The sequence below is a fragment of the Sodalis glossinidius str. 'morsitans' genome, assembly GCF_000010085.1.
Lineage (GTDB): Bacteria > Pseudomonadota > Gammaproteobacteria > Enterobacterales > Enterobacteriaceae > Sodalis > Sodalis glossinidius.
Window position 1 is genome coordinate 1,992,321 of sequence record NC_007712.1, and the last position, 26,305, is coordinate 2,018,625.

Annotated in this window: 25 protein-coding genes and 5 pseudogenes; 15 read left to right on the plus strand and 15 right to left on the minus strand. The window is 54.9% G+C overall.

Going from position 1 to position 26,305, the window contains the following annotated elements:
* Nucleotides 1-204: 204 nt before the first annotated feature.
* The 11 genes from SGP1_RS10460 to SGP1_RS10510 all read left to right on the plus strand — a co-directional run bounded on the left by SGP1_RS10460 (nucleotide 205) and on the right by SGP1_RS10510 (nucleotide 15,314).
* Nucleotides 205-1,116 (plus strand): phage capsid protein, encoded by a 912-nt coding sequence (locus SGP1_RS10460; RefSeq protein ID WP_041866873.1) that lies wholly within the window; start codon nucleotides 205-207, stop codon nucleotides 1,114-1,116.
* 54 nt (nucleotides 1,117-1,170) lie between these two features.
* Nucleotides 1,171-1,734 carry a hypothetical protein gene (locus SGP1_RS10465; protein ID WP_011411020.1) on the plus strand — a complete coding sequence of 188 codons (564 nt, stop codon included), beginning with the start codon at nucleotides 1,171-1,173 and terminating at the stop codon, nucleotides 1,732-1,734.
* Between the two features lies 1 nt (nucleotide 1,735).
* Nucleotides 1,736-3,724: a hypothetical protein gene (locus SGP1_RS10470; protein WP_011411021.1), complete on the plus strand. Its 1,989-nt coding sequence runs from the start codon at nucleotides 1,736-1,738 to the stop codon at nucleotides 3,722-3,724.
* Nucleotides 3,725-3,726: 2 nt separating this feature from the next.
* Nucleotides 3,727-4,176, plus strand: coding sequence for a GNAT family N-acetyltransferase (locus SGP1_RS10475; protein WP_011411022.1), 450 nt, complete (start codon nucleotides 3,727-3,729; stop codon nucleotides 4,174-4,176).
* Between the two features lies 1 nt (nucleotide 4,177).
* Complete coding sequence (locus tag SGP1_RS10480; protein ID WP_041866874.1) at nucleotides 4,178-4,690, plus strand: hypothetical protein; 513 nt, start codon at nucleotides 4,178-4,180, stop codon at nucleotides 4,688-4,690.
* The gene (locus SGP1_RS10485) at nucleotides 4,690-7,221 is read left to right on the plus strand and encodes a hypothetical protein (protein WP_011411024.1); all 2,532 of its coding nucleotides are present in this window, start codon (nucleotides 4,690-4,692) and stop codon (nucleotides 7,219-7,221) included. The genes SGP1_RS10480 and SGP1_RS10485 overlap by 1 nt, the downstream gene beginning before the upstream one ends.
* Nucleotides 7,218-8,690 carry a hypothetical protein gene (locus SGP1_RS10490; RefSeq protein WP_011411025.1) on the plus strand — a complete coding sequence of 491 codons (1,473 nt, stop codon included), beginning with the start codon at nucleotides 7,218-7,220 and terminating at the stop codon, nucleotides 8,688-8,690. Before SGP1_RS10485 ends, SGP1_RS10490 begins: the two co-directional genes overlap by 4 nt.
* Before the next feature lies 1 nt (nucleotide 8,691).
* Complete coding sequence (locus SGP1_RS10495) at nucleotides 8,692-11,166, plus strand: hypothetical protein (protein WP_011411026.1); 2,475 nt, start codon at nucleotides 8,692-8,694, stop codon at nucleotides 11,164-11,166.
* Between the two features lie 78 nt (nucleotides 11,167-11,244).
* A complete protein-coding gene (locus SGP1_RS10500; protein ID WP_041866875.1) occupies nucleotides 11,245-11,586 on the plus strand; it encodes a hypothetical protein in 342 nt (113 codons plus the stop codon).
* Nucleotides 11,583-13,193: a phage terminase large subunit gene (gene terL, locus SGP1_RS10505; RefSeq protein WP_011411027.1), complete on the plus strand. Its 1,611-nt coding sequence runs from the start codon at nucleotides 11,583-11,585 to the stop codon at nucleotides 13,191-13,193. Before SGP1_RS10500 ends, terL begins: the two co-directional genes overlap by 4 nt.
* 15 nt (nucleotides 13,194-13,208) lie before the next feature.
* Nucleotides 13,209-15,314, plus strand: coding sequence for a phage tail fiber protein (locus SGP1_RS10510; RefSeq protein ID WP_041866876.1), 2,106 nt, complete (start codon nucleotides 13,209-13,211; stop codon nucleotides 15,312-15,314).
* A gap of 7 nt (nucleotides 15,315-15,321) precedes the next feature.
* On the opposite strand, the gene SGP1_RS27195 is transcribed toward SGP1_RS10510, so the two are convergent.
* Nucleotides 15,322-16,401: an acyltransferase family protein gene (locus SGP1_RS27195; protein WP_011411028.1), complete on the minus strand. Its 1,080-nt coding sequence runs from the start codon at nucleotides 16,399-16,401 to the stop codon at nucleotides 15,322-15,324.
* Between the two features lie 238 nt (nucleotides 16,402-16,639).
* Here SGP1_RS27195 and SGP1_RS10515 point away from each other — a divergent pair, with 238 nt between their 5' ends.
* The 4 genes from SGP1_RS10515 (at nucleotide 16,640) to SGP1_RS10530 (ending at nucleotide 18,752) form a co-directional block, all read left to right on the plus strand.
* Nucleotides 16,640-16,846 (plus strand): class II holin family protein, encoded by a 207-nt coding sequence (locus SGP1_RS10515; protein WP_011411029.1) that lies wholly within the window; start codon nucleotides 16,640-16,642, stop codon nucleotides 16,844-16,846.
* A gap of 3 nt (nucleotides 16,847-16,849) precedes the next feature.
* Nucleotides 16,850-17,377, plus strand: a complete 528-nt coding sequence (locus SGP1_RS10520) for a lysozyme (RefSeq protein ID WP_011411030.1) — start codon at nucleotides 16,850-16,852, stop codon at nucleotides 17,375-17,377.
* Nucleotides 17,374-17,727, plus strand: coding sequence for a hypothetical protein (locus tag SGP1_RS10525; RefSeq protein ID WP_041866877.1), 354 nt, complete (start codon nucleotides 17,374-17,376; stop codon nucleotides 17,725-17,727). The genes SGP1_RS10520 and SGP1_RS10525 overlap by 4 nt, the downstream gene beginning before the upstream one ends.
* A 782-nt stretch (nucleotides 17,728-18,509) precedes the next feature.
* On the plus strand, nucleotides 18,510-18,752 hold the full coding sequence (locus SGP1_RS10530; protein WP_041866878.1) for a hypothetical protein: 243 nt from the start codon (nucleotides 18,510-18,512) through the stop codon (nucleotides 18,750-18,752).
* A gap of 218 nt (nucleotides 18,753-18,970) precedes the next feature.
* Here SGP1_RS10530 and SGP1_RS27200 read toward each other — a convergent pair whose 3' ends face one another.
* From SGP1_RS27200 to SGP1_RS10585, 14 genes and pseudogenes are all read right to left on the minus strand, one after another.
* Entirely contained in the window at nucleotides 18,971-19,189 is a 219-nt protein-coding gene (locus SGP1_RS27200) for an ogr/Delta-like zinc finger family protein (protein WP_011411806.1), read from the minus strand.
* 69 nt (nucleotides 19,190-19,258) lie between these two features.
* Nucleotides 19,259-20,345, minus strand: a pseudogene (locus SGP1_RS10535) (phage late control D family protein).
* Entirely contained in the window at nucleotides 20,342-20,806 is a 465-nt protein-coding gene (locus tag SGP1_RS10540) for a phage tail protein (RefSeq protein ID WP_011411031.1), read from the minus strand. The pseudogene SGP1_RS10535 and the gene SGP1_RS10540 overlap by 4 nt, the downstream one beginning before the upstream one ends.
* A gap of 6 nt (nucleotides 20,807-20,812) precedes the next feature.
* Entirely contained in the window at nucleotides 20,813-21,550 is a 738-nt protein-coding gene (locus SGP1_RS10545; protein ID WP_041866879.1) for a hypothetical protein, read from the minus strand.
* Nucleotides 21,550-21,786: a hypothetical protein gene (locus SGP1_RS10550; protein WP_041866880.1), complete on the minus strand. Its 237-nt coding sequence runs from the start codon at nucleotides 21,784-21,786 to the stop codon at nucleotides 21,550-21,552. The genes SGP1_RS10545 and SGP1_RS10550 overlap by 1 nt, the downstream gene beginning before the upstream one ends.
* 1 nt (nucleotide 21,787) lies before the next feature.
* Nucleotides 21,788-22,009: a hypothetical protein gene (locus SGP1_RS10555; RefSeq protein WP_041866881.1), complete on the minus strand. Its 222-nt coding sequence runs from the start codon at nucleotides 22,007-22,009 to the stop codon at nucleotides 21,788-21,790.
* Nucleotides 22,006-22,515, minus strand: a complete 510-nt coding sequence (locus tag SGP1_RS10560) for a hypothetical protein (RefSeq protein ID WP_011411032.1) — start codon at nucleotides 22,513-22,515, stop codon at nucleotides 22,006-22,008. Before SGP1_RS10560 ends, SGP1_RS10555 begins: the two co-directional genes overlap by 4 nt.
* 68 nt (nucleotides 22,516-22,583) lie before the next feature.
* Complete coding sequence (locus SGP1_RS30715; RefSeq protein WP_158302374.1) at nucleotides 22,584-22,736, minus strand: hypothetical protein; 153 nt, start codon at nucleotides 22,734-22,736, stop codon at nucleotides 22,584-22,586.
* A gap of 123 nt (nucleotides 22,737-22,859) precedes the next feature.
* Nucleotides 22,860-22,985 (minus strand): hypothetical protein, encoded by a 126-nt coding sequence (locus SGP1_RS35080; RefSeq protein ID WP_279379473.1) that lies wholly within the window; start codon nucleotides 22,983-22,985, stop codon nucleotides 22,860-22,862.
* Between the two features lie 236 nt (nucleotides 22,986-23,221).
* Nucleotides 23,222-23,653 (minus strand): phage major tail tube protein, encoded by a 432-nt coding sequence (locus SGP1_RS10565; protein ID WP_243466078.1) that lies wholly within the window; start codon nucleotides 23,651-23,653, stop codon nucleotides 23,222-23,224.
* Nucleotides 23,631-24,467, minus strand: a pseudogene (locus tag SGP1_RS33230) (phage tail sheath subtilisin-like domain-containing protein); the annotation flags it as partial. The gene SGP1_RS10565 and the pseudogene SGP1_RS33230, both read right to left, overlap by 23 nt.
* A gap of 204 nt (nucleotides 24,468-24,671) precedes the next feature.
* Nucleotides 24,672-24,938 (minus strand): annotated as a pseudogene (locus SGP1_RS36345) (phage tail protein); the annotation flags it as partial.
* A gap of 7 nt (nucleotides 24,939-24,945) precedes the next feature.
* Nucleotides 24,946-25,419: pseudogene (locus SGP1_RS10580) on the minus strand (phage tail protein I).
* Nucleotides 25,412-26,304: pseudogene (locus SGP1_RS10585) on the minus strand (baseplate assembly protein). The pseudogenes SGP1_RS10580 and SGP1_RS10585 overlap by 8 nt, the downstream one beginning before the upstream one ends.
* Nucleotide 26,305: the final 1 nt, after the last annotated feature.

Below are 26,305 nucleotides of genomic sequence, written 5' to 3' on the forward strand. Positions count from 1 at the left end.
GTCAACAGGCCGGCCGCGTGGCTGGCCTCGTTTCATTTGGTCGGGATCCTGACCGCACATCACACTCACAATCCTCACAAAGCAGCCCGGCTGGGTAGCCGGATACCTGATCCCCTCTGTCCGTCAGCGCCAACCGGGCAGCGTTGAAACGAGCCGGGAGACCGACACCTCGCAGGCGATTAATCACTATTCGGAGTGTGCATTATGGCTTTTGATGCCAACAAGAACATGATCACCGCTGCGTTTGTGCAGCAGTTCCATGATTCGTTTGAAATTGCCTCGCAGCAAAAAGACTCTCGCCTGCAGGCCGCCGTCACCGACCGAGGCCATATTACCGGGGCATCGTTCACCATCAACGATATGGGGACTATCGAGATGACCCAAATCACCACGCGGTTCGGTGATACGGTCTGGGATGTCCCTGAAGCGGGAACGCGTAACGCCTTGATGGCGGACTACGGGGTCTTCGTGCCGGTGGAGAAGCGTGACCTGCGCAAACTGATTGCTGATCCGCAGGGGCCCTATTTACAGCTGACCCTGGCTGCCGCTAACCGCAAAAAGGACGACATTATTTATCGGGCGTTGCTCGATACCGTTTTGCGCAAAACATCGGATACCGGTGCTTATGCGCCCGTCGCCCTGCCGACAACGCAAAAGATTGTCGCAGGCAAAACCGGCATGACCAAGGCCAAGCTGATTGCCGCCAAGGCGATGTTTCGCCGTAACGAGTGCGATGAACAGAACGGTGAGGAGTTGTATATCACTTACAACGCCGACATGTTGACGCAGATCCTCAGCGATACCACGTTGACCAGCGCCGACTTTATGGCGGTGAAGATGCTCCAGGAGGGCGCGGTGTCCGGTAACTGGCTGGGCTTTAAGTGGCTGGCGTACGAAAAGTTGGATGAAGCGAAAGCAGGCGAGCCTACCGTCACCACCAAAACCGCCGCCGCCTGGTGTAAATCCGCGGTGCATTTGGGGACGGGCGCACAGTACAACGTTGATATCGGCCCGCGTCGCGATAAAAATAATACCATTCAGATTTCTGTCGATGCGTCTTATGGTGCCGGTCGGGCGAACGAAAAAAAAGTCGTCGCCATCGAGTTTGTCGCGTAAGCCGCCGGGATCTTTGCCGGGGGCTCCCCGGCCTTTCTCATTTGAGGTGTCGCCATGAGTTCGAGTGTATCTATCTGCTCTAACGCGTTGCTGGCGCTGGGGGCGCATCCGATCAACAGTTTCGATGAGGCGACCCCGCACGCCAGACTCTGCGCCAATATTTACCCTTCTGTACGCAATAACCTGCTGCGCGCCCATCCGTGGCACTGCGCCATTAAACGCGTCGTGCTCTCTCCCGTCAGTACCGCCCCCGCTTTCGGTTTTGGCTACCAGTTTCCCCTTCCGGCGGATCTTATCCGGGTGTTGTCGGTGGGTGAACGGTATGACGATATCCCGTATCGCATTGAGGGAAAACGCCTGTTGGCGAACGTACAGGAGGCCCGTCTGCGCTATATCTTTCGCAGTGAGGATGAATCAACCTGGGACGTGGCATTGGTCAACGTCGCCGAAGTGACGATGCAGGCAAAACTGGCCTATGCCGTCACGGGATCTGCCAGCTTGCGCGACAGTCTGACACAGGAAGCCGCTTTTCTGCTCCAGCAGGCGAAATCCATCAATGGACAGGAAGATCCGCCGGAGAGGCTGGACGGTTTCCCCACCTTGGCGTCGAGGTTTTAAGATGCGCGCCAATCTAATTAAAACCAATTTCACCGCCGGGGAAGTCTCTCCGCGCCTGATGGGGCGCGTTGATATTATGCGTTATGCCAATGGCGCGAAAGCTATCCAAAATGGCGTTGTGGTGGTGCAGGGCGGCGTCATGCGCCGTCCAGGTACCCGCTTTGCGGCCGCCGCCAAATACAGCGATCGCCCGGCACGGCTTATCCCGTATGTTTTTAACCGTTCACAGGCGTATGTGTTGGAGTTTGGCGACGGTTACCTGCGCGTTTACCAAAAAGGTAAACCGGTGGTGAACGCCAACAACACACCGTATGAAATTGCCAGCCCCTACAGCGCTGACCGGTTGCCCTCGGTGAATTACGTTCAGGGCGCGGATACCATGTTCCTGGTGCATCCGGCGGTGAAGCCTTATCGGCTCCAGCGTCGTGGGCAAACGGACTGGGTGCTGGAGCCCGCACCGTTTATCGTCGAGCCCTTTGATGAAATCCGCGAGACACCGAAAAAATGGTGTAGGCCCTCGGCAAAAGAATTCGTTGGCTCCGAGGTGACACTGACGCTCAGTGATGCGGACCCGGGTGAGAATAGAAATCCACCATTCACTGGTGCGGGATGGGTTGCCCAGGATGTGGGGGCCTATGTGCGCATCAATGGCGGCCTTGTCCTGATACAGCGCATCGACAGTGCGCAGGTGGCTGTGGGGACGCTTCGCTCGGATTTAAACGCCAAGCAGGCCGCGTCACCCGGCTCATGGACGCGAGAGGAGTCGGTCTGGACGGATAATTTGGGTTATCCGGGGGCGGTGACGTTATACCAGCAGCGTCTGGTGTTGGCCGGATCGCCCAAATATCCACAAACCATCTGGTGGAGTGAAACCGGAGCCTATCTGTCGTTCGAGCTGGGGACCAAAGACGATGCGGCCATCAGCTTTACACTGTCTTCTGATCAGCTTAACCCGATCGTCCACCTGGCACAGATGAACACGCTGATTGCGCTGACCTACGGCGGTGAATTTACCATTACGTCGGGAAACGACGCGGCTATCACGCCGACCAATATTTCGGTCAAGAATCCCAGCCCGTATGGCTGTAACCGTATTCGTCCGCTGCGCGTCGGTACCGAAATTCTGTTTATCCAGCGGGCCGGGCGCAAGCTCTATGCCGTGGCGTACGATCCCGACAGCTTCGTGTCCTATGCTGCTAACGATTTGACGGTACTGGCGGAGCACATCACGGCGGGCGGCGTGCGCGATATGGCGTACCAGCAGCAGCCGGACGGGCTTATCTGGCTGGTGCGTGAAGATGGTGTCGCCGTCACGGTGACGATGGATCGCGCTCAGGATGTGGTTGCCTGGTCACGCCAGATGACTGAGGGTGCTTTTGAGTCCGTGACGTCCATCCCCTCCGAGCGGGATGACGTGCTGTATGCACTGGTTCGCCGTCACATTAACGGGCACACCGTACGCTACGTCGAAGTGTTCGATAACGTGCTGAATACCGATGCGGCCATCACCGGGCGTAGCGAGGCCGGTGCTACGACCTGGGCGGGGCTTCGGCACCTGGAGGGCAAAACGGTGGATGTGGTTGCCGATGGGTCGGTCATGCCGCGTGCCGTTGTCTCTGGCGGGCAGGTCACGCTGGCGCGTAAAGCGAAGACCGTAGAGATAGGTCTCCACTACGACACCACGATAGAGACATTAACGCCTGAAGTTGCCACGACGGAGGGGACAACGCAGAACGCGCGTAAGCGGACCAGCGAAGTCACGATGCGTTTTCTTGACACCATCGGCGCAGAATGCAACGGCCAGATCATCCCTTTTCGCACATTCGGCCCGAAGATTTTGGATAAACCGGCACCGCTGTTCACGGGGGATCACTATATGGGCAAACTGGGCTGGGAGCGTGGCGAGGATACCTTGATTGTGCAGCAGCGCCAGCCGTTGCCGTTTCACCTTCTGGCCATTATCACCACGTTTACCAGCAACGGGGGCTAACCATGATCCGAACGGCAACACGAAACGATATCCCGGCGTTAATTGCGCTGGGGGCCAGCATGTACCAGGAATCACGCTACGCGGAAAACTCGCCGTTTGACGCGCTAAAATGCGCTGATTTGGCCGATCACCTTATCAGCGCCGATGCCGGTTGCGTTCTGGTGGCAGAGCACAACGGGCAGATCATCGGCTGGCTGGCCGGTGGCATTGGGGAGCAATGGTTTTCGCGCCAGTTGATGGCGTTTGAGTACGGCGTCTTCATTTCCCCTCACCATCGTGGCGGGTCGGCCGGTGCACGGTTGGTCAAATCCTTTATGGCCTGGGCGAAAGAGCACGGCGCCGCGGTGATCAATATGGGCATTACCACGGGGGTGCACGAGGAACGCACCGGCGAATTATATTCACGGCTTGGCTTGTCACGCACCGGGCTGCTTTATTCGATGGAGGTGTGAGATGTGTACAGGCGTCGAGATTGCGCTGGTTGCATCGTCGGTATTGGCGGCAGGCGGTGCCGTCGTGCAGGGGCAGCAACAGCAGAAGATGGCGAATTATCAGGCCGCGCAGGCTGAGGCAGACGCTGATGCGGCTAAAGCGGCGGCAAAGGTGCAGGCGGAAAAAATCCGTAAGGCGGGTCAGCATCAGGCGGCGCAGGCGAATGCTGCACTGGCTGCCTCCGGGGTAGAAACCGGGGAGGGTACTGCTCTACGCATCACCTCGGGCATTACCGGCGATGCGGAAGAGGATGCCTACACCACGATAGTAAACGGCATGAACACCAGCGCACGCTACAGGGCGCAGGCGCAAGCTGACCGCATTAGCGGCAGCAATGCGGCATCAGCGGGATATATCAATGCCGGCAGCGCGTTATTACAGGGAGGGGCAAAGGCTTACTCAGGCTGGAAGAAAGCTAACCCGACGACAGACGCCGCTTCAAGTAACCTTTTCGCGAATATGGGGATCCGCTGATGCGTATTCCAGTGGGGAATTTTGGCAATGCGACGCCTGCTGCGCAACCGACCCGCGTTGACGTGGGCAACACCGGCGCCGTCGCGAATGCGCTGCAGCATTTGGCGTCGGTAGGCATCGGGGGCGCGGAGCAGCAACAGCGGCGCATCGAGCAGGAAAGACAGGGTCATTTACAGGCACTGACGCTGCAGCTTGATGATTTCACCAATGGCTTGGTCAATGACCCCGAACACGGGCTGCTTGCGTTGCAGGGGACAAACGCAGAAGGGGCTACGGGTCATTACACGCGGCAATACGAGGATTTCGCCAATAAATTGGCGGCGGAGTTGCCCTCAGATATGCGCGAGCCGTTCCAGCAGCAGGCTATCGCGCGGCGTATTCAACTCGAGCGAACCGGCTTAAGCCATGAGTTGGGGCAGCGTCGGCGAGTTGAGCAGGGGAATTTTGAATCAACGATAGCCAACAGCCAGACGCGCGCCGCCGGATTTTGGCATGACAACGTCAGTTATCAACTGGAAGTCGGGAGCGCGCAACAGCAGATCGCCGAGTACGGCAAGGTGCACGGTTGGACCCCGGAACAGATAAGCGAGCAGCAGAACAAGTATGTGAAAACAACCGCGTTTACTACCGCGCAGAATATCGCGGTATCGAATCCCGCTGATTTTGTCCGGCTGGCGGGAGAGCCCTCAGACGCCGGAGGCGCGGTGCGCTATAGCGGCGGCAGCGCAACCGCGCCGGTCGGCGTGCGCAGTAACAATCCGGGGAATCTGGTACGCACGGAAAACACCTGGGAGGGGGAGACCAAGGGCGACGGACGATTTGCGTCATTCGCGACGCCTGAGCACGGCCTTCGCGCGTTGTGCAAAAACCTGCTGGCCTACAATAAACGCGGTTACAACACGGTCGAACAAATCATCGGACGCTGGGCCCCCCCGAATGAAAACGACACGGCATCGTATATTGCCGCTGTCTCTAAGGCATTGAAAGTTCCCGCCGACAAGCGACTCGACCTGACGGACATCAATACGCTAACCGCGCTGTGTGCGGGAATAACCGAGCATGAGAATGGCGGTAACCCCTATTCCAAAGAACAAATCTCAACGGGCGCAATGTCCGCGCTGGGTCTGGTGACGCTACCCGCGCCGGACGGTAACCACTTGCGCGCGGCAGGCGCCACAACCGCCGTGACCCAGTTAGATCCGGTACAGCTTGCGCGGCTGCGCAGCGTGGCGCAGGGGCAGCTCAACCAGCAGCAGCGGGAATATCGTGTTGAGTTAGAGGGTGAGCTGAAAGATTTCACTGCGGCGGCGTTACGTGGGAAGAATTACCCCCGTGAATTCACAGCGGACGAATTTACCCGTGCCTACGGCTACGATGCGGGACAAAAAGCGTACGCAAATTATCTCGATACCCAACAGCTGGGTAGCGATATCTCAACGGTCCAGCAGTTATCACCGGTGGGCCAGCAGGCGTTACTGAATGCACGTGAACCCGTGCCAGGAGAAGGTTACGCTGAGGCGGCTAAACGCCATGAGACATTGCAAAAAGCCGTTGAATACGTCAACAGGGCGCGAATGCAAGATCCTGTTCAATACGCGGCGGAACAAAAACAGATTGCCCCTCTCGATATGCAAACGCCAGAGGCCTTCCGCGCCGGGCTATCGTCACGGGGAAGTTTAGCGCCTGAGCTTGCCCGGCATTACGGCACCCCGTTAGCCATTTTTTCCCAGTCGGAAGCGTCTCAGATAGGCGAAATGCTGCGTTCTGCGCCGGCATCGCAGTCCATTGCTTATCTGGATGCACTGCGACAGGGGCTGGGAGCGGGGGTGCAGTACTCAGCCGCGTTACAGCAGGTGAGCCGCTACGCGCCGTCGGCGGCGGTTGCCGGTGCCATCATGGGAAAGAGGGGTAACGTAATAGGGAATGAGGGAGGTTGGTTGAGCGCTGATTTAATGGTTACCCCGGATGATGCAGCGAAAACGATTATCGAGGGGGCCAATGCCCGCGCCGGCGTGACGACCAACGTCAATGGGGTCGAGAATAAAACCCGCGGGATTGAAATGCCTAAAGATACTGATTTACGTCCTGAATTTGTCGACAAGGTCGGCAAGGCTTTTGCGGGTGATGCCGAAGGTGCTGCGCAGGCGTACGACGTCGCGAAGGATTATTACGCTGGCGTCATGGCCCGCAAGGGGAACGTCTCAGGGGAATACGACAAAGACACTTGGACTCAGGCTATCAACGTGGCGACCGGGGGCGTATACGACTACGGAGGACAGGGGGACGTGCTGTTACCCTGGGGGATGTCAGAAAGCCAGTTCAATAAAGCGGTGGGCGTAGCCTGGAAGAAACAAGTGTTGGACGACGGAATCAAGCCGCCGCCCGGGCGATACGGCTTACAGAGCCACGGCGACAGTCAGTATCTGGTGAAGCTCGGTGGCGGTTATCTGTTAGGAAAAGACGGCAGACCGGTGGTGTTGCACATTGACGCAGAAAAGCTCCGCTTTGGCGAGGAGGGCATTCCTCAATGAGCTATTTCGGTTTTAGCCCAACACAACAAAATAAAGCGCTGGCCTACGCCTCGGAACATCCCATTGGTACAGGTACGCTGCAAGATGCAGCTTTCTTTGATGGTGCGGGGACTGCCCTTTTTGAAGGACTGTGGTCTGGCGTAAGACAGGCGGATCAAGTGGGATGGGCGGCGCTGGATACCGTGATGTCGCCCGTTGCCGAAGCGGTGAGCGAAACCTTTGGCGTGCGTGACTCCTCAGCCGATTTTTTCAAGGAACAGCGAAAACTGGCGGAAAAAAGCGTCCGCGAACTCACACCCGATCCGGGCACGACCGGAACGGCGGGGCAAGTCCTGTACTCTCTGGGGCAACTAGGCGGACAGGCGATCGCAGGATCCCTCATGGGTGGTCCTTGGGGCGCTGCTGCAACCGTGGGTACACTGCAAGGGTTCTCCGATTACGAGAAATCTCGAGCCGACGGCGTTGATTACGGGACCGCCGTTGATAAGGCGCTGGTCACCGGCGGCACGGCGGCATTAGGTGTGGTTCTCCCTATGTCGCTGGGGTTGCGAGCAGGGGGCGCGGTGGCCGAGGGGGTAAGTGCCGCGCTGTCTGTTGGCAGAGGCGCCTCGGGGGCATTAGCCGGTGCCGTGGCCCGCGCTGCACCTGACCTGTTTTATTCGGCAGGTACTAATATCGCTATGGGTATGGCCCAGCGTGGGTTATCCGCCGAGACTTTACGACGCGGCGGTTACGAGGACATGGCGCGCCAGTATGACGTTATGGATGCTCAGGCATTGGCAACCGATGCCGTTTTAGGCGTGGCGTTCGGTGGGCTGGGGCGCTTTATCAATAGCCGAGGTGAGGATGTACCGGTAAGGCGCGTCTCTCCGGAAGAGATTGACGCCGCGCTAACGAGCAGCAGCCACGTTAATTTTGAGGTGACCGTGGCGCCGGGGGTGCCTGTCAGCGTACTTTCCCGCAATGCCCATGCCCAGGCGATGAATAAGGCGATGACGGACGTACTGGCAGGTGAACCCGTCGATGTCGGCGCGCTGCTTGAGGGGGCGGAATTTCTGCAAAAGATGCCAAGAGTCAATCTGGCTTCACAGTCGGTGCGTGAGGCATTAGGGCTTAGGGGTGGCGCCACCACGGCAGCGGAGCAGTATCACGCGGATGTCGCGGGGATGAGGGGGTTATCCACGCCTAAACCCCGTACAGTGGCGCAGGTGAGACAGGACCCGTTAGCCGCGGGGGAACATCAGGCCCGTGGTAATGACACTGCGGGTGATGAGTATGATTTCCGGCATGCAGAACGCGCCGTGATGGAAAATCCCGATCTTGAGGTGCATGTCGTGAGTCATGATGACAGTGTTACAGCGGTCAGGGCGGCGGACTTGTTGGCACAAGCCAATAAGGATGTCGAAAACGCGAAGCACGACGCCGGTTTATTTGATGTGGCGGTAAGCTGCTTCCTTGGGAGAGCGTAAAATGCGACAGGAATGTATACAGGCGATCACCGCGGCGTCGAAACGCACGTTGACCTCAGCAGAGATCCAGGGGATTGAAGATCGCATCGTGAAAAATATGCGCCATTTGGCGCGTAACGACCCGACATCATGGCGAAGTTTAAGCGAGTCAGAGCGGATGCAGCGCGCGGGACACATGGCGGCGGAAGCGTTAGAGCGCGAGGCCACGCTGAAAAAGCGGCGGGTGGCGCTGACGATAGCGGCGCGCCAGCGGTTGGATAACTTTATCGCGGGCTATAAGGGAAAAGGCGGCAAGCTGGAAGCCCTGAACCGAACGATTGCATTTCACGCTGACGGCAAAGCCCCTTTTTTATCGGTGGAATCTCGCACCAAGGCGACGCGGGATTATGCCCTAAGCCAACTGGACGAATTATTCAGCGCCATTGACCCGCGTTTCTTTCAGCTTTTTGAGGATAAGCAGGGGATCAGCGATCTGGTCTACGAAATGCGCGGGCAGGATACCGGTAACGTGAGGGCAAAAAAGGGGGCTGAAGCGTGGAAAAACGTCTCCGAGCTGTTGCGCCGCCGCTTTAACGATGCCGGAGGCGATATCGGTCACCTGGAAGACTGGGGCATGCCGCAACACCATTCAATGGAAAAGGTAGGCAAAGCCACGCAATCCGACTGGGTCGGGTTTGTGATGGGGAAGCTTGATCGCAATAAGTACGTCAAAGAGAACGGCGAGCTGATGAGCGATAAGGACGTCGCCGATTTTCTTGGTCATGCTTACAAGACCATTGCCACTGGCGGCATGAACAAACTGGGTGATTCGGGGCGACGTCTGTCTGGCGCACGCGCGAATCGTGGTAACGCGGAAAGGCAAATTCATTTTAAAGACGCGGAAGGGTATTTAGCCTATCAGCAACGCTTCGGTGAAAAGTCGATGTGGGATATTCTGGTCAACCACCTGGACGGTATGAGTAAAGATATCGCGTTGGTGGAAACCTACGGCCCTAACCCCGATCAGGTGTTCCGCTCCCTGCTTGACGAGCTGGCGGCTAAAACCGCTGACGAAACGCCATCACGAACTGGCAAGATAAAAAAACTGAAGAACAAAACAGAAGACCTTTACAACTTTATCGCCGGGAAAACGCAGCCGATCGCCAATCCTCATATTGCCCGCTGGGCGGATCACGTGCGCAACTGGCTCGTGGCGTCGCGGTTAGGCTCGGCACTGATTTCCTCGCTGTCTGATAACGGCACGATGTACCTGACGGCCAAGGTCAATAACTTGCCGATGGCACAGCTATTGCGCAATCAGCTTGCCGCGATGAACCCGGCGAATAAGGACGAGATCCGGCTTGCCCGTGGCGCGGGTCTGGCGATGGAAACCTTGTTGGGAAGCGTCAACCGCTGGGCGACCGATAATATGGGCCCTTCGCCCTCTCGCTGGGTTGCTAACGCGGTAATGCGGGCCAGTGGGCTATCCGCGTGGTCGGATGCGCATAAGCGGGCCTACGGCGTTACCATGATGGGCGGAATCGGTAACCTGGTACGTAAGCACGCCGACATTGCAAAAATTGCCGATGAGGACGCGCGCATACTCAAAAGCAAAGGTATCAGCTCGCAAGATTGGAAGATATGGAAGCTGGCCGAGCAAGAGGACTGGGGAAATGGCAACACAACGATGTTAACCCCGGAAAGTATTATGCGCATCCCGAATGAGAAACTTGCAGCGTTGGGTAATGCCGAGCGGGTGAAATTTGAGGCGATGCGTAAATTGCTGGGTGCCGTCAGCGAGGAAGTGGATATGGCGGTGGTTACGCCCGGTGCGCGCGAGCGCATGGTGACCGGCGCGGCGATGCAGCGCGGGGACTGGCGTGGCGAGCTTGTGCGTAGTGTTTTTCTCTTCAAATCTTTCCCCATCGCGGTCATGATGCGTCATTGGTCCCGTGCGTTGAATATGCCCTCTGCAGGCGGTCGTGCAGCGTATCTGGCGGCCTTTTTGGCGAGTACGACCGTATTGGGCGCGATGTCCCAACAAATCAGCGAAGTTATTGCGGGACGAAATCCACGGGATATAACGGGCGATAAAGCCCTGCAATTTTGGGTCAATGCCTTTTTAAAGGGCGGCGGTGCGGGCTTGTATGGTGATTTTCTGCTTTCCGACCACACCCGGTATGGCTCTGGCGCATTGGCCTCCATGCTCGGGCCGGTGGCGGGGGTTGTTGATGACGCCATTAAACTGTTGCAGGGTATCCCGCTCAACGCGGTCGAGGGTAAGCCGGAACAAACCGGGGGCGATCTCGTCAAGTTTGCCAAAGGCATGATCCCAGGTCAAAACTTATGGTATACCAAGGCGGTGTTTGACCATATGGTCTTTAACCAGCTACAGGAAATCTTTTCACCGGGGTATTTACGCCGAATGGAAAAGCGTTCCCGGAAAGAGTTTAATCAAACCTACTGGTGGCGTCCGCAGGACAGGCTGCCGCAATAAACCCGCTCGCGCCAATCGGTCGGGATCCTGACCTTTCAGCAAGTCCATGATAGCCCTGTGATAATCACGGGGCTTTTTATGCATAACGATGAAAAAACACGCCTCAGCACGCTGAGTGATAAATTAACGGATGTGGTGCTGGAAGAAGCCGATCCGGATAACTGGCCTGGTGCAGGAAAGGCCATTGACGCGCACACGCAACAGGAGCGCGGCGATCGCTACTGGTTCAAGAAGAACGCGGCGGCCACGCTGACGCTGTTAACCAAGGTGCAGACGCTTATAGGCCTGCAAATGCGTGGAGGAACGCCGGGAGGCCGCCCTGGCGATGATGATGAGGCGTTTGAGCTGGATCAACAGGTTGCCAGTGCCGAGCGGGAAGCAGAGAAAATCATTGCGCGCATACAGAAAGGGAAGGCATGACGTCTTTCCTCGCTTTCTTCCTGATATGGGCGGAGCGCATGGGATGGGATGTGCCCGACTGTCATTATCGCGCGTGCTACTGGCTTGAGCATCGCGGCAATCTGGCGGTGCTCCGTTGCTTTCGTGGCTTCGGTAAATCGACGATTCTGGCTGTTTATAATGCCTGGCGGTATTACCGCGATCGGCAGTACCGTATTCTTCACCAGTCCGAATCGGATTCCACCGCCCGTAAAACCAGTCGCGACACGCAGAATGTGCTGCGTAACCATCCGCTGACGAAAGGTATGTTGGCTAAAAGCATCGGTGCCGTTGAGCAATGGTCGGTTGAGGGGGCGCATGATAAGCGCAATGCCAGCATGTTCGCAAAGGGGATCCTTTCAAACGTCACCGGCGCGCGGGCGAACGAATGCCAAAACGATGACGTGGAAGTCCCCGGCAATATTCAGACGCCAGAAGCCCGTGAAAAGCTGCGTTACCGTCTGAGTGAGCAGACGCATATTCTTATTCCCGGAGGCCGAAAATTGTTTATCGGTACACCCCATACCCACGACAGCCTGTACGACGAGATGGAAGCTGCTGGCGCGGATTGTCTGACGATTAAACTTTTTTCCCATGAGTATCGTATCGAGGCGAATGAGGCGGTCAGTCTGCGCTATACGCTGCCGTTTCGACCTGACTATGTCTTTATGGGGATCCACAATGGGGCGCGACTGCTGGCCGAGCACGTGGATTATCGGCTGACAGAAGACGGTATCGCGTTTGCGGCGCCACCCGAGACGATGATTGATTGTTACGCGGGCTGCCAATGGCCCGAACGTTTCAACGCGGAGGAGCTTGAAACCCGGCGTAAGGATTGTCGCACGGTTAACGAATGGGACAGTCAATATCAGCTGCACAGTAAGCCCATCGGGGAGGTACGTCTCGATCCTGACCGCATCCGTGAGTACAACGTGCAGCCGGAGATACGCTACGCAAACCGGGCGTGCTCGTTGTGGCTGGGGGCGACGCAGATTGTGGGTGCCGTCGCCTGGTGGGACGTGGCAACCGGGAAAGTAAAAGCAGATGCCAGCGCCTTTTCCTTGATGCTGACCGATGCGCGCGGGCATCTGTATTGGCAGGTGTGCCAGGCGCTAACCGGAGAATTGGCCGAATTCAATGATAACGACAAAATCACTGGCGGTCAGGTGGTGCAGATACGCGATATGGTGATCAAATACCAGATCCCCCGCGTGGTAGTGGAAGTCAACGGCCCCGGTAGCTTTGCCGGAAAACTGCTGCGCCAGGCATTAAAAGGTACCGGGTGCGGCGTCCAGGAAGAATTTACCGTTACCAACAAACAAAAGCGCATTCTTGATGCGTTTGAAGCGCCACTATCATCGCGTTTCCTGTGGGCGCACAGCGATGTGCTTGACGGTCCGATGTACGACCAGATGCGGGAGTTTAACCCTGCGCTTACCGATCAACCGGATGACTATATTGATTCCGGCGCCGGTGCCATCAGTCAAACGCCGGTACGCATCGGTAAAGTAGTCGGGATCCCGACCACTCGGGTGCGCGAAAATTGGCAGTTAAGTGACGGCGAGCACAGCGTCGACGTCGATTACTAGCCAGGAGAGTGCGCCATGTCGGTACCCAATCAGACGCCCTACGTTATTTACACTGCGAACGGGCTGACAACGGTTTTTCCGTTTGAATTTTATATTATCAGTGCCGCAGATCTTCAGGTCACGGTTAACGGCGTCGAAGTGAATACGGGGTATACCGTAACAGGCACGGGTAATCTGGGCGGTGGCAATGTGACATTCCTTACTCCACCCGCAACTGGCGCGACAGTGATGCTGGAGCGAGTGGTGCCAACGACCCGGTTGACGGATTATCAGGATAACGGCGACATGTTGGCTGATACGGTTAACAAGGATTTTGACCGCCTCTGGATGGCGATCCAGCGTTCTTTTGTGCAGCTTGGTTTGGCGCTATGTCGTCCTCTAACAGGTTTACCCTTTAACGCTGAAGGTTATCGCATCTCTCGGCTGGGCTCCCCCCTGGATAGGCACGATGCGGCCACGAAAAGCTATAGCGATACGCTTCACGAAAAGGGCAACCGATATGCTGATGAGTTGAATAGCAAAACCAATCAGCATGTTGAAGCGCTAAACCGTGCTACCAATGAACGAGTCGGCCAGCTTCACGCCGATATTTCAAATCGCGCCTTGCGTGCGCCTGAATCTACGATTTCCCCGATACCGGACGCAGCAACGCGGGCCGGGAAAATACTCTCCTTTGATGAAGATGGTGCGCCGATTGCGGCGTTGCCGCCCACAGGCACTGCCGCCGATGTGTTAACCGAGCTGGCGAAATCCGATGGCGCGACCCGAATTGGTAGTCAACAGCCGGGTGGTAAAAGAGAAACTGTGCAGCAGGCGTTGATAAGTAAAGCTGCCCGTGGTGTAAACAGCGATATTACTCATCTCAAAGGTATTGCGGCAGGGTTATCCATAGAAAAGACCACCGCAACTAACGGTGTTGCAATTAATATTACTGGTAACGATGAAACTGAAGTCAGTTTTGGTGTGGAAAATGTCAATGGTGGTAGCGCCGTCTTTCACAATTATGTCAAAGCGAGGAATGGTGTAGCAGCCGGGGACGGCCAACTGATAGGTGGATATGGCTCTCGTCCGTGGACAGGGAACAACTATACCGAGCATTCAAATGTCGCACTGCATTTTATACAGTCAGGCTCATGTAGCAACAGCAATCACGGCGGATATTTAAGGATTGTTGCGACCCCTCAAGACAGCACCATCGATAAACGTGTTGATGTGGCCTCTTTTAACGGCTTTGGTGACGTGTGGATTGCACCATCGGGTCGTTATCAGTTTACTTACGGTAACGCTAACTGGAGAGACCAAGAAGGTCGAGGGCTGTTTATCGCCAGAGAAGGTAATGTCGCAGAAGTTCAGTTAATCAGCGCAAAGAAAAATAATGAAGTATCTCAAGGAATTTTTCGTGGAATATGCCACGGCGGTACAATGTCGGATCCGATGGCTACGCCTGATGGAGTAAGTACATTTCTTGTTCTTGCTGGGCATAATGGAGAAGGGTTTGAAATAGCAAAAGCCGGCATTGAATTAAGATCTATGGGAGAATGGAGTACTTCATCTACCCCAGCCTGCATTTATTTTAGCACCTGTAATACTACGGAGAGGATTCGTAATAACCGCTGGTGTATAACTGGGCGAGGGGATTTTGTTCCGATTGGTGACAATGCTTACACCGTAGGTAATCAGAATAATCGTATCTCTGCAATTTACGCGGCTAACGGTACCATTCAAACCTCTGATGAACGTGAGAAAACAAAGGTGCGCGGTTTTAATAAAAATGAACTTGCCGCTGCAAAATCCTTAGCTGAAGAAATCGGTTTTTACCGCTGGATAGGAAAATATAAAGAGGAGGGAGAGTCTGCCAGAGAACATTGCGGTATGACAGTACAGAGAGCTATTGAAATCATGGTTCAGCATCAACTTAATCCGTTTCACTATGGTTTTATCTGCTATGATTGTTGGGATGAAAAAGAAGTTATCACGCATTATGATGAGTTTGATAAGCCAGTCAGTGAGAAGAGAGCATCGGGAGATCGCTATAGCTTTCGGCATGACCAGCTTGCACTATTCATTGTTCGTGGACTAGAGGCTCGTATCGATGCTCTGGAATCACAAATTAAAGTTTAGCAAAACATCACAAATTGGCTCGTGCTCTTATTAAATCTCTAATTTTAGATATTGGTCTATCTATAAGTAATATTGAGAGTAGTCCCCAAATTACAGATAGACCATATCCAATAAAAAATATTATCCATCCGCGATTTTCCGTTGGTTGTCCACTTATTTGCCATACTACAAGACCTATAAAAAAATGACAAAGAAATATAGGGTATGAAAGATCTCCCAAGAACTTAGCTAGTTTTGAAATTTTGCCTGATAACTTTGTTCCATGCAATGCTACAACTGCTCCAAAAGCAATGATGTTGTTGAAATAGTAGTGAAATGATGCGAATGCCTCGTTACGCTGCCATCCAATATACCAATTGGTAATAAACAAAAATGAGAAAAGGAAAAGAGAAAATATTTGATATCGCGTAGGTTTGATTAAATCTTTATTTTTCTTTTCTATTGAATGGGATAAAAAGTAACCTAGAGCACCTATGCTAAAGGGAAGCATTGCGGCTAAAAAGGGAGAATAGGTTGTTATGATGTTGTCGCTAACACTTATTGCATACCAATGATAAATGCTGCTAGCAAGTATTGCTAATAATGTCCTTTTATATCCTCTAGCCACAAAGCACCAAAGTAAAAAATAGCATGTAATTTCGACAGCAACGGACCATGATGATGTTACTGCCCTGAACATGTATCCTTTAAAATCTAAAAATTCAGGAGTTGCAAAAGCATAAAAAGGTGAAATAATAATTTTATCAGATAAAAAAGCCCAAGGTATTAACAATAAGTTAGCAAGGAACTCTTTAACTGATATATGAAGGCCATAGGACAGATGAAAATCTTTAGGATTATCAATAAAATAAATACATATAATGCCTGTGATGCAGGCAAGCCAGTAGGAAGGGAAAAGGCGTAAGAATCTATTTGTTGTAAATGGTATCAACTTGAAATTGTAAGTTGTATTAAGAATCATGGTAATCAGATAACCGCTTATGACATAAAAACAATTTACGGCATACAGTCCAAAATTAGGGAATTTTCCTGATAAATGAAATAAAATTACACACGTCGCAAGAAAAAATCTAATAATACCTAGCATATTTTTTACCGTATAGAAATACTCTTACTTTACATTATGGCACGAATTAACACACAGCAGCAATACCACCACGCCACCATAGTTGATACTTTTCCTTTTTATGTTTATATAAAAATATGTTAGTAAACCTAGTCCCTAAAAATACCATCGAGTTTTATAGTCAGGATCCCGACCGCTCGCACACCTTACTCTCCGTGGCATAACACAGTGTGATTCCCTGCAGGGGTAAGGCATGAGAATGAATAACATCTCGGACGTTGCGGCGGGGCTATCCTACGGCACGTCATTAGGAAGCGGCGGCTATTGGCTGCTGCAGCTTATGGATACCGTCAGTCCGGGTCAATGGTCAGCTATTGGCGTGCTGGCATCGGTATTTTTTGGTCTTTTGACCTATCTCACCAATTTGTATTTCAAAATCAAAGATTACCGGCGAAAAAGGCACTAAGAGATGGCGAGCAAAAGTAAACTCAGTGCGGCCATGTTGGCGTTAATCGCTGCCGGAGCGACGAGTACCGCCATTATGTCGCAGTTTCAGGATGAAAAAGAAGGGCTACGGACTGTGGCGTATCAGGACGGGGGCGGTATCTGGACTATCTGCGGCGGCACCACGTTCGTTAACGCCAAGCCTGTAGTCAAAGGGATGCGGTTATCTCTGGAACAATGCGAGAAAATTGATAAGGCCGAGCAGGCTAAAGCATTGGCTTGGGTTGAGCGGAATGTACGTGTGCCACTGACCGAGACGCAAAAAGTGGGTATAGCGTCATTCTGTCCGTGGAGCATAGGGCCGGCCAGGTGTTTTTCGTCCACGTTCTGGAAAAAGCTCAACGCCGGGGATCGCCGCGGTGCCTGTGCTGAAATCAGGCGCTGGATTTGGGATGGTGGCCGAGATTGCCGTATCCGTTCAAATGACTGCTACGGTCAGGTGCTGCGGCGTGAACAAGAAGCAGAGCTGACATGCTGGGGACTTGACGAATGAACGCAAAACTTATCGCGCTGATTGCTGTTCTCGCTGTGGTCTCCGGGGCATTCTGGGCCGGTTATCTGAAAGGCTGGTACGCCCACAGCGAGCATGTAAACAGACAGGCCAGGGCAAAGCGCCTGGAAGCAGAAAAAGCAGTGAATACCGGTGAGAAGAAAGCCGTTGATGCCAACGTAGCGGCCAAAGTGATTTACCGAACCGTTTATCGGAATGTGGTGAAGTATGTTGACAGTCCGAATCGTAGTGTATGCCAGTTTGATGATGACGCTGTGCAGTTGCGGCAGCGTTCAATCGACGCGGCCAACCATATCCCCGGATTTGATGATGCCGCCGTGCAAGATAAGTGACGCCGGGAAGAACAGCGACGAAGATCTGTTGGCGGACATTCAGACCGATGAATGTGCACGTGAACTGCGGACCACAATCTACCGCTGGCAGTCGTGGTATGAAGCGACGAAGTGACTGTCTGTAGTTACGTTATGCAGATAGCAACAGAATTATTATGCAGAAGAGGGGAGAAATTCTTTCCTAACATGGCGTTTGATGTTAGCCGCAAACCCTGCTATATTGGCGCCCTAGTTAGCAATGTTGTTAGGAAGGATTAACATAAGTTATTGATTAATATCGATAACACGCTCAATTTAAAATCCCTCGGCCTTTGGCTGTACGAGTTCAAGTCTCGTCCCGGGTACCACACAGAAAAAACCATAATAATCAACAAGATGCCTTATATTACTCACCGCTGTCAAGGCGGTTTTTTTTCGCCTTGAAGTCGATAAGTGGCGATATAATGGCGATGAAGTGGCGACGGCCCTCTAGAGTACGCTTTATCTATCTATCCCAGCTTTATCACATACGGCACTATGCCAGTAGATAGAATGCATAACCTAGTAAGTGCGCTTGGATAGACGAAAACCGTTCTATCTGCTGTGTTACAGCATTATTGAATCGACAGCCGCTGTATTTTACTTCAAATGAATACCGAATGTTGAGGATTTTGAAGCTTTTTGTGGATCGTTTTTCTTGCTACTATAAATAATGAGTTTTACTCGGATCCTTAAAGTAAACACAGTGAAAAAAATTAAAACGAGAAATTATAAGCTTATTAAGCCAAGGAGGAGGAGACGATATGTCTGGCATTGAAGCTCGAGTAATAACACTTGAAGATAGTGTGAAAGAGGTGCAAAAAGAGTTAACGATTCTGAACACTAAGGCCGATAACTTTGCAACAAAAGTTGGTCTTGAAAAAGTGCGCGTGGAAATTGAAAAAATGCATGTTGGTATATTGCATCAAATGAAAAACCACACGCTCTGGCTTATCGGTGTCCTAATCAGCATCGCAAGTGTAACCGTTGCTAAACTCATCTTCTAATGAATTAAATAAAAAATAATACGCAAAATTATCTATGTGTAGGATGTTTATGATCGTAGAAATGCGATAAGCGCCCTGCATCATCATCGTGACTCAGGGCAAACGGCAAGCACCTCCCGCTCTTCGCCTGATGCTAAGCCAGACATGAAGCGTCAGTGATTAACGTGACCTGATCGGCAGCGGGCGCCAGCTCAAAAAGCCTCCGCCCTTGATTTTCCCTATCCAAACTGTAGCATTCCCTGGCCGCTCTGGCTTGGGTGTGGTGGGGCGGGTTCTATCTGCCGGGGAACACAGATAGAACGGGTAAAGGTTTCATGCGTGATGAAGGTGTGACCACAATTAATGTTAGTGCATTGATTGTAGCGCTCTCTGGTGGTGGTAATGTAATGGCGGGTACGGGTATGGGCGGCCTGGCCGCAAAGGGGGCAATGCATCATGGCGTGAGTGCTCTCCATACGCGCCCGACTAAGGTCGGTCGTAGCGCCAGTATAGCATTCTGGCTTTTCTCATTCCATTTCAAGCGCATCGATTTTCACCTCCAACTCCAGGGCGGTGGTAAATCCACTGCTATTCAGCGTGTGGGTCACGGTAACCAGCGTCCAGGCGGCCTGGTCGATTTCACGTTTAAAGCCGCTGACCTTGACCGGCATTTCAGGAGAGAGTTCCGCGCGGCCACGTGACAACGTGATGGAGAAGGTGGCGACGCCGCGTTGCAGCCGTTCCCAGTTCGCTCTGGCCGCCCGTTCGGCATTGTGCTTTGAGACGTAGGTGTGGCACAGAACCAGCACGTTTTCCTCACTGCCTATCAGATAGTCGCCCTGTTTTTCTGTGTTGGTGGACCGCTTTTTCCGCTTGCGTTTGACGCGGACCGCCTCGGATTTGACCTTACGGGTATTAAGCCAGTGCGCCACCACGCCGGTATAGGCGTCGCGGTCGGCGAGTGTAAACTGATGACTGTCGCCCTGCTGGCGGGTGAGGGTCAGCGCCGGAAGCGGTTTACCGCTCAGGGTCTGGTTCTGCCCCTGTTTAAAAAACAGCATTTTCCCTTGTTTAACCGCCATCACTGCGCCATGTTCCCTTGCCAGTCTCGTTAAGAAGCTACCGTCTGATTCCTGGCTCTGGTCGCTGTGGGCCAGTTTGGTGCGGGCCATCGCCTGACTCATCACCGGCGTCAGCTTATGCCGGGCGGCGAGCGTTTTCACCACATCGCCGAGGGTGGTGTTATGGTAGGACGCTTCGCGCTGGACGTTGAGCGAGGCGCGAAAATCAGCGCTGCGGGCGTGTATCGTCAGCCGGTCTGGGGCGCCGCTGTGCTCGATTTCATCGACGGAAGGTGCCTTTATTTATCAGCCCGGTTTCCTTCCAGCCGAGAGACAGGGCAACGTTAGCCTCCAGGCGGGGCAAGAGCAGACTACGGTCGCTGTCATCCAGTTCAATATCCAGCTGGTCCGCCTCAAAGCCCCGGTTATCCGTCAGGGTTAATGACATCAGGCGGTGTGCTATGTTGCCGGTAATATCGACGCTGTCGACGCTCAGCCGCCAGTCCGGGGTATGGCCGCCGGTGGCGCTATCAAGCAAGGCCGACAGGCTCATGATAGCAGCCCGCCCAGGGTGTCGGAGAGTGCGCCACTCAGGTCGTTCAGCTGCTGCGACAGGTCACCGAACATCTCTTTGAGGTTTTCATCGGTGCGTTTAAGCGTCAGGGTAAATTCTATGCGCCGCGCGGTGCCGTCGGAAAAAAACACGCTTTTGATGCGGCTCAGGTTTTCAATCACAAACATCCCATGGATAGCCCCGTTACCTTCAATCAGCGACCAGGCTTTACCGGTTTCCGCCATCTTTTGCAGCGCCATTAACGAGACGCGGCCGCCGGTGATTTCCGGCAACAGGACGCCGCTCAGGGTGACGGTTTCTTCATCCGGGCCGGGGAACTGGCTTTGCGGGCGGCGGCCTATCCGGCTGTTGGACGGGTGACGCCAGGCCATCTGGTGTTGAAATTCCTGATAGGGCACGGTGTGCGGCATAAAAACGAACATGCCTAATGCCATCATCATCGTTGTTTACTCGCTGTCTTCAAAACGGCTGTGAGCGCGGGTCTGGCGTTCACGGGCGTCAAGCTGGCGGGCCACCTCCCGCGCGATATCCTGCGGGCTATGGTGCGGCTGCGCCACAATCTGAATGGGCGCCTCAATACTGATATGGGTCACGCCGCCGGCGGGAGCCTGGTTGCCCTGCTGGGTGCGATAATGGCTGGCCGGCAGGCTGTAAGGATGCAGCGGTGCCTGGGCAAGGGCGGACGACATACCGCCCATCATCAGGGCGGCAGCGGCCAGGCTGGCGGTGGCGCGGCGGCTGGTGACATTGACCGGCCCGCTGATGATTTCCGGTTCGGCTTCGCCCACCAGACCAAAGCGCCCGGCCGGGATACGCCCGCCCCTGTCGTGCTCGCCGGCGTAGTTTGCCAGCGGATGCAGCGCGGCAGTCGCCTGCACGGTGGTATTGCCCTTCATCCAGTCCGGCAGGTAGTCGGTCAGCGAGGTCAGTTTATTTTTCAGCGCCTGCCATTTTTCATTGATGCCGTCCATCAGGCTATCGATGATACGGGTACCAAAATCCTTAAATCGGCCAGGCAGCGCCTGTAAATAATCCTGGATAGCCTGCCATTTTTCCCGCGTCGTCTGGCTGACGGACTCCCATAGCGCGGTGAATTTGGGTCCCAGCGTATCCCAGTTTTGCCATATCAGCACCGCCGTACCGGCGATGACGCCAATTATCGCCAGGATCGGGTTGGCGAACATCAGGCGCCCCAGCCAGACAATGGCAGTACCAATATGCCGAAGGGTACCCACCAGAAGCAAACGTCCCGCCGTGGCAGTACGCCGTATCGCCTTGGACAGCAGAGAAAAGGCACCACCTCTTCCATTAAATATTTAAACGGCGTTTTGATGAATTTTTCCTGGTTAACCAGGTTAAAATCCTTGACATGGCCGGTTTTGGAGTAGATGGTATTTTTAATCAGCCCGATGCGATCCATCTCAATCCTTGCTGCGCTCGGTAATGCTCTTGCCAATCCAGTTACGCCGGGCAGAGTTCAGGGTGTTCCCGGTGTACTCGCCGCCCATTTCCTGGATTAAGTGCCCGAAGGCATAAAAATATTCGCTTCTGTCGATATCCTTGGTTGCTGAGCCGCCGCGCTTCATAAAATCATTGGTATCCTTCGGCGTCACCATGGTTTGTGTGACAGCAAACGCCTTCACCGATTCATTGATAAAGCTGGCGAGCCGTTTCGGATCTCGTTGCGCAGCTCGGCGTTCTTCAGCATGGCGTAAGACAGCTGATTGAAACTTTCGGTCTGCTCAGGGGTAAGCAAACCTTGATTGCCCAGCATCTTGATAGCGGTTTCTGCGCGGGCAAGCTGCACGGTGGCATCCTGAGTGTGGTGCGGGTCGCGGGTGATGGCCCATGATTCCGTGTATAACTTCATTAATTCCGTTTGACTGTTGCCCAGCACAGGATGGCTGGCGACAAAGTCCTTTGCATTTCGTACTTGCAGCTCACTGACTCCCTGCGCCCTGAAACACTGCACATGCTGGCTATAGGCCGCCGCTTCGCTTAACGCCGGTTTCATGCCCAGCAGTGTGGCGCCGCCGGTGACCGCCATGGCCGCGCCGGTGCTGGCGAGCTGGTTGCATACCCCCAGTGCCTGATGGTAACGGCTGCGGGTATCGGTTAACCCACTTTTATTGGGCGGCCTGCTGTTCAAGGCGTTGCTGCTGGGTAGCCAGATGGATATTGGCCTCGGCGGTGCGGAATTTTAAGGCACGCTGGGCGTCAGCTGTTGACGGGTGGCGATGCCGCTTTGTTGCAGGGCGGTGCACTGACTGTCTGCAACGTGCTGTACCTGGCCTGCAGTTGCGCGACGGCCGCGCGGGCCTGTTGAAATTGCCTGACCTGGCGAGTGGCGTGGGCGTCGGTGCTTTTCATGGCGAGCGCCAGACGGCTGGCCTGGTCGCGGGCGGCGCGTAACGCGCTAGCGGCCTGGGCGGCCTGCTGTTTGGTTTTGACGAACCCTTGCAGCTGGCCTGACTGCTTCTCCAGCTGTTTCAGTTAGTCCTTGGCGGATTTTACCGCTGACGCCAGCGTCCTGTTGCTGGCCTGCATGGCCTTAAACGGGCGTGTAAGCTTGTCTACCGCGCTTAATATTACCTGGAGGTGAAGGTCTTTATCACTCATCAACCGCTCCACTGCGGATCAGGGCCTGATGCCGCCATTAAATCGTCGACCGTCAGTCTGTCGGGGAAGCGGACAGGGCCGAGTTCGGCACAAAAAAAGCTTCAGGATAGCCGCCAGCTGATACAGGTTTTGCCGCGCGTGATAGGCACTTCAAGGGTGACGGGCTTCTGTTTTAGTGCCTGGATCTCCGCTGTTTCCGGGACGGTGATGTCTTTCATGGTACGGTCTCCTCTGTATTACAGGCCAATGGCGCGACGGTGTTCGGCCTGGCGATCGTCACCGCCGGCCACTTCCACCATATTGAGGGTGTCGATTTCAATCAACACCTCGCCGCCTAGGTTCAGTTTGTAATAAACGTTTTTGACGCTGAGCTTGGTCTGGGTGTTGTCGCCGTATTTATGGTTGCCAAAATCAAATTCAGCGAAACAGCCGCGCATCACCACCTCAGCGGCGATGATTTCGCCGGTGTCGTCACGCTGGTAGCTGCCCATAAAGCGCAGCGGGATACCGTCGGCCTTCGTAATAGCCCACTGGCGGAAAATCTGCGGATCGATACCACCCAGGGTGATTTCTGCATCTAGCTCGCCGTCTTCGAGCCCCATATCAACATTCACCGCGCCGCCCATGCCGGCACCGCGATACGCTTCAAACTTGCGTGGTAAGGCCATGGCCTCCTCCATTTAACCTTTGACACCCTGGGGTGAGGTTCATCAGATGACGATCGGTAATACGCTGGCGTAACGCCAGGTTTTCCAGCGGCGGTACCGGCGTATAGTCGTAATCAATCGTCAGCTTGCCCGCCCTGAGCGTTTCCTTGTCGTTGGCGGACGCATCCCGCCATAGCGAGGGATGTTGCGGTTGGTCAACGGCCCACATCTTGCGCCTCGGCCAGGATATCGGCCAGCACCTGGGCGGTACGGGTGGCACTTTCAAACTGGAACAGTAGATCATCCTAGCAGGTGCGCGAGCCCCAAAAACGGTAGCCGTCCTTGCGGATGAGCGTGGTGACGGCGTTCTGGTTCAGCAGGTCAGTGCCTGTGTCCTGCAGATCCCAGAACACATCCGCGCTGATGCCGGTGACGCCATTAACGCCGACATTGGACAGGGTTTTATGCCAGCGCCGGTCTGCTCATCGATTTTGGCGCGCAGGCGCTGTGCGGCGGCCAGCAACTCGGCAGCGACCGCCTGGGTATCATGCCCCAGCACACCGAGAATACGCGGCTTGACGCCGAGCTGGCCCTGTGCGGCCAAGAGCGCCTTGATACCGGTTTTTTTGCCCTCGGCGGTGACGCCGCCGATGATATGGGTGGTGGTTTCCGCTTCGGTCTTGCCCTGGGGAACACACACTACCACAGTGACCGGTTTAGCCTGGGCGGCGATAGCATCCAGCGCGCGGGCCAGTGTCCCTTTATTGCCAGCCTTGCCGCTGGCGTCCAGCACGTCGGTCAGCAATACCGGCGTATTGAGCGGAAAGGTTTTGGCCGTCGGTGCAATCGGTGTGCCGGTGAAAACCGGGCTGGCCTTGGGCGCATACTGTGGATGCGGATCGGCATGATTGAGATGGGCTTTCATCAGCGTATCGGCATAGGCTTTCACCTCGATAACGCCATCATCCACATAGTGCCACGTCGCCAGCACGATGGACGGGTCAATCTTCAGCGCCAGTTCCTCGGTGCTGTTGACGATCAGGATCATGCGAATGGTCTGGGTGCGCCCGCTGCCTTCCTGCATCTGGGGTTTGTAGCTTTCCGGGCAGTTGGCTACCGCTATCAGGGTGCCGTCTTTGTCAAACAGGCCCATTTCCCTTATCCACCATCCGCCCTCATTTTCCGGGATAACCTGCTCGGTAATGATCTGGTTGCCGTTAAGCGGGTCAACGCTCAGTTGATTGAGGGCCGCGCGGCGGCGTTCGCCAGCCGCGCCGCACCCTAGTGGGTCAGGATGCCAAAAAATTTGATGCTCATGATGTGATGCTCACGGTCAGGATATCGCCATCATAGCTGCCGACGGCGACCGGAAGTTGGCCGTTAACGTCGAGATTGACCGACAGCCCGGTCATGTGGCGGCTGACGGGTTTTGCGTCCGCAATCAGGCGAAACGTGCCGGGCGTTTCGTTCAGCTGCCACCATTCGCGCACCTCTATCAGGTAGCCCAGCGGCTCTACCACGCTTCACAAGGCGCTGATAGTGCCCTTGTGGCGATGAATGAAATGGCTGCTGGCAATCACCTGACTCTTGGCCGCCTCCGGCCAGCTTTCATCCCAACGGTCAACGGAAAAGGCCCACACCAGATACGGCAGCAAATTCACCGGGTAGGTCTGTGGGTTGAGCAACTGACGCAGCGGGACAGGTAGTTGTGCCAGCTGGGCGCACGCCGCAGCAGCCGCCACTTCGAGCGGCGTCGAGCCTGACGGCAGTAAACGACCGTTATGCATCGCTGCCTCCCAGGGTCAGTGTATGGCGTTGGCAGTATGACGCCTGGGTGGCATCCAGCACGATATCCGCCTCGGGGCGTGTTAATACCACGCGCTGCACGCCCTCCACATGCAGGGCGGCATAGAGTGCGGACAACCGGATATCCCGCCCCAACCGATGCTGGTCGCGGGCGTAGGCGTCAAGCCGTTGCTCTGCCACCTGGCGGATGGGGCCAGCTTCCGGTCCCGGTAACAGATGGAGGCCTCCTCCACCTCATAGGGTACGATGCGCGCGGATTGCACGGTCACCCTGTCGGCAACCGGGCGCACGGTGTCGGCATTCAGGGCGGCGGCAACTTTCGCTATCAACTCGGCGCTGGCGGTGCCGTCGCCCTCGCGGGAAAGTACCGAAACGGTCACGCAGGCGGGCTGCGGACTGATAACAGAGATATCCGCGACGCGGCCATCGGCACTGCGACCGTGGAACTGGTAAGCGACGCTCAGTCCCTCAAACGCCTGCTGGATACGCAGGCGAAAATCCCGATCGCTTTCTTTCACCGCCGGCGTTGGCGGAAGTTGGGTGTCATCCGCCGGTGTGATGACCAGGCGTTGGACGTTATAGTTGGCGCCCAACTGATCGAGGTCGGTGCCGGTGGCGTAGCCCAGCATGTTCGCCTGTGCAGCCTCATTGATGCGTTGACGCAGCAACAGCTCGTGGTAGGTGTTTTCCTGCAACAGCTTAACCAGCTGCTCGGATTCATAGCGCAGCGTACGCTGCAGCGTCTCGCGCTGCTCTGGTGGATAAAGGGCTATCAGGCTGTCCTTGCGTTGGGCAAACAGCGTCTCAAAGTCGAGGGACTCAATGACGTTGGGCGCGGGAAGCTGGCTTAAATCGATGGTCGCCACG

What these genes read in the sequence shown, in the direction of transcription:
- SGP1_RS10460 (WP_041866873.1), top strand. Translation starts at nt 205, where the DNA reads ATGGCTTTTGATGCCAACAAGAACATGATCACCGCTGCGTTTGTGCAG.
- SGP1_RS10465 (WP_011411020.1), top strand. Translation starts at nt 1,171, where the DNA reads ATGAGTTCGAGTGTATCTATCTGCTCTAACGCGTTGCTGGCGCTGGGG.
- SGP1_RS10470 (WP_011411021.1), top strand. Translation starts at nt 1,736, where the DNA reads ATGCGCGCCAATCTAATTAAAACCAATTTCACCGCCGGGGAAGTCTCT.
- SGP1_RS10475 (WP_011411022.1), top strand. Translation starts at nt 3,727, where the DNA reads ATGATCCGAACGGCAACACGAAACGATATCCCGGCGTTAATTGCGCTG.
- SGP1_RS10480 (WP_041866874.1), top strand. Translation starts at nt 4,178, where the DNA reads ATGTGTACAGGCGTCGAGATTGCGCTGGTTGCATCGTCGGTATTGGCG.
- SGP1_RS10485 (WP_011411024.1), top strand. Translation starts at nt 4,690, where the DNA reads ATGCGTATTCCAGTGGGGAATTTTGGCAATGCGACGCCTGCTGCGCAA.
- SGP1_RS10490 (WP_011411025.1), top strand. Translation starts at nt 7,218, where the DNA reads ATGAGCTATTTCGGTTTTAGCCCAACACAACAAAATAAAGCGCTGGCC.
- SGP1_RS10495 (WP_011411026.1), top strand. Translation starts at nt 8,692, where the DNA reads ATGCGACAGGAATGTATACAGGCGATCACCGCGGCGTCGAAACGCACG.
- SGP1_RS10500 (WP_041866875.1), top strand. Translation starts at nt 11,245, where the DNA reads ATGCATAACGATGAAAAAACACGCCTCAGCACGCTGAGTGATAAATTA.
- terL (WP_011411027.1), top strand. Translation starts at nt 11,583, where the DNA reads ATGACGTCTTTCCTCGCTTTCTTCCTGATATGGGCGGAGCGCATGGGA.
- SGP1_RS10510 (WP_041866876.1), top strand. Translation starts at nt 13,209, where the DNA reads ATGTCGGTACCCAATCAGACGCCCTACGTTATTTACACTGCGAACGGG.
- SGP1_RS27195 (WP_011411028.1), bottom strand. Translation starts at nt 16,401, where the DNA reads ATGCTAGGTATTATTAGATTTTTTCTTGCGACGTGTGTAATTTTATTT.
- SGP1_RS10515 (WP_011411029.1), top strand. Translation starts at nt 16,640, where the DNA reads ATGAATAACATCTCGGACGTTGCGGCGGGGCTATCCTACGGCACGTCA.
- SGP1_RS10520 (WP_011411030.1), top strand. Translation starts at nt 16,850, where the DNA reads ATGGCGAGCAAAAGTAAACTCAGTGCGGCCATGTTGGCGTTAATCGCT.
- SGP1_RS10525 (WP_041866877.1), top strand. Translation starts at nt 17,374, where the DNA reads ATGAACGCAAAACTTATCGCGCTGATTGCTGTTCTCGCTGTGGTCTCC.
- SGP1_RS10530 (WP_041866878.1), top strand. Translation starts at nt 18,510, where the DNA reads ATGTCTGGCATTGAAGCTCGAGTAATAACACTTGAAGATAGTGTGAAA.
- SGP1_RS27200 (WP_011411806.1), bottom strand. Translation starts at nt 19,189, where the DNA reads ATGATGCATTGCCCCCTTTGCGGCCAGGCCGCCCATACCCGTACCCGC.
- SGP1_RS10540 (WP_011411031.1), bottom strand. Translation starts at nt 20,806, where the DNA reads ATGATGATGGCATTAGGCATGTTCGTTTTTATGCCGCACACCGTGCCC.
- SGP1_RS10545 (WP_041866879.1), bottom strand. Translation starts at nt 21,550, where the DNA reads ATGTTCGCCAACCCGATCCTGGCGATAATTGGCGTCATCGCCGGTACG.
- SGP1_RS10550 (WP_041866880.1), bottom strand. Translation starts at nt 21,786, where the DNA reads ATGGATCGCATCGGGCTGATTAAAAATACCATCTACTCCAAAACCGGC.
- SGP1_RS30715 (WP_158302374.1), bottom strand. Translation starts at nt 22,736, where the DNA reads ATGAAAAGCACCGACGCCCACGCCACTCGCCAGGTCAGGCAATTTCAA.
- SGP1_RS35080 (WP_279379473.1), bottom strand. Translation starts at nt 22,985, where the DNA reads ATGAGTGATAAAGACCTTCACCTCCAGGTAATATTAAGCGCGGTAGAC.
- SGP1_RS10565 (WP_243466078.1), bottom strand. Translation starts at nt 23,653, where the DNA reads ATGGCCTTACCACGCAAGTTTGAAGCGTATCGCGGTGCCGGCATGGGC.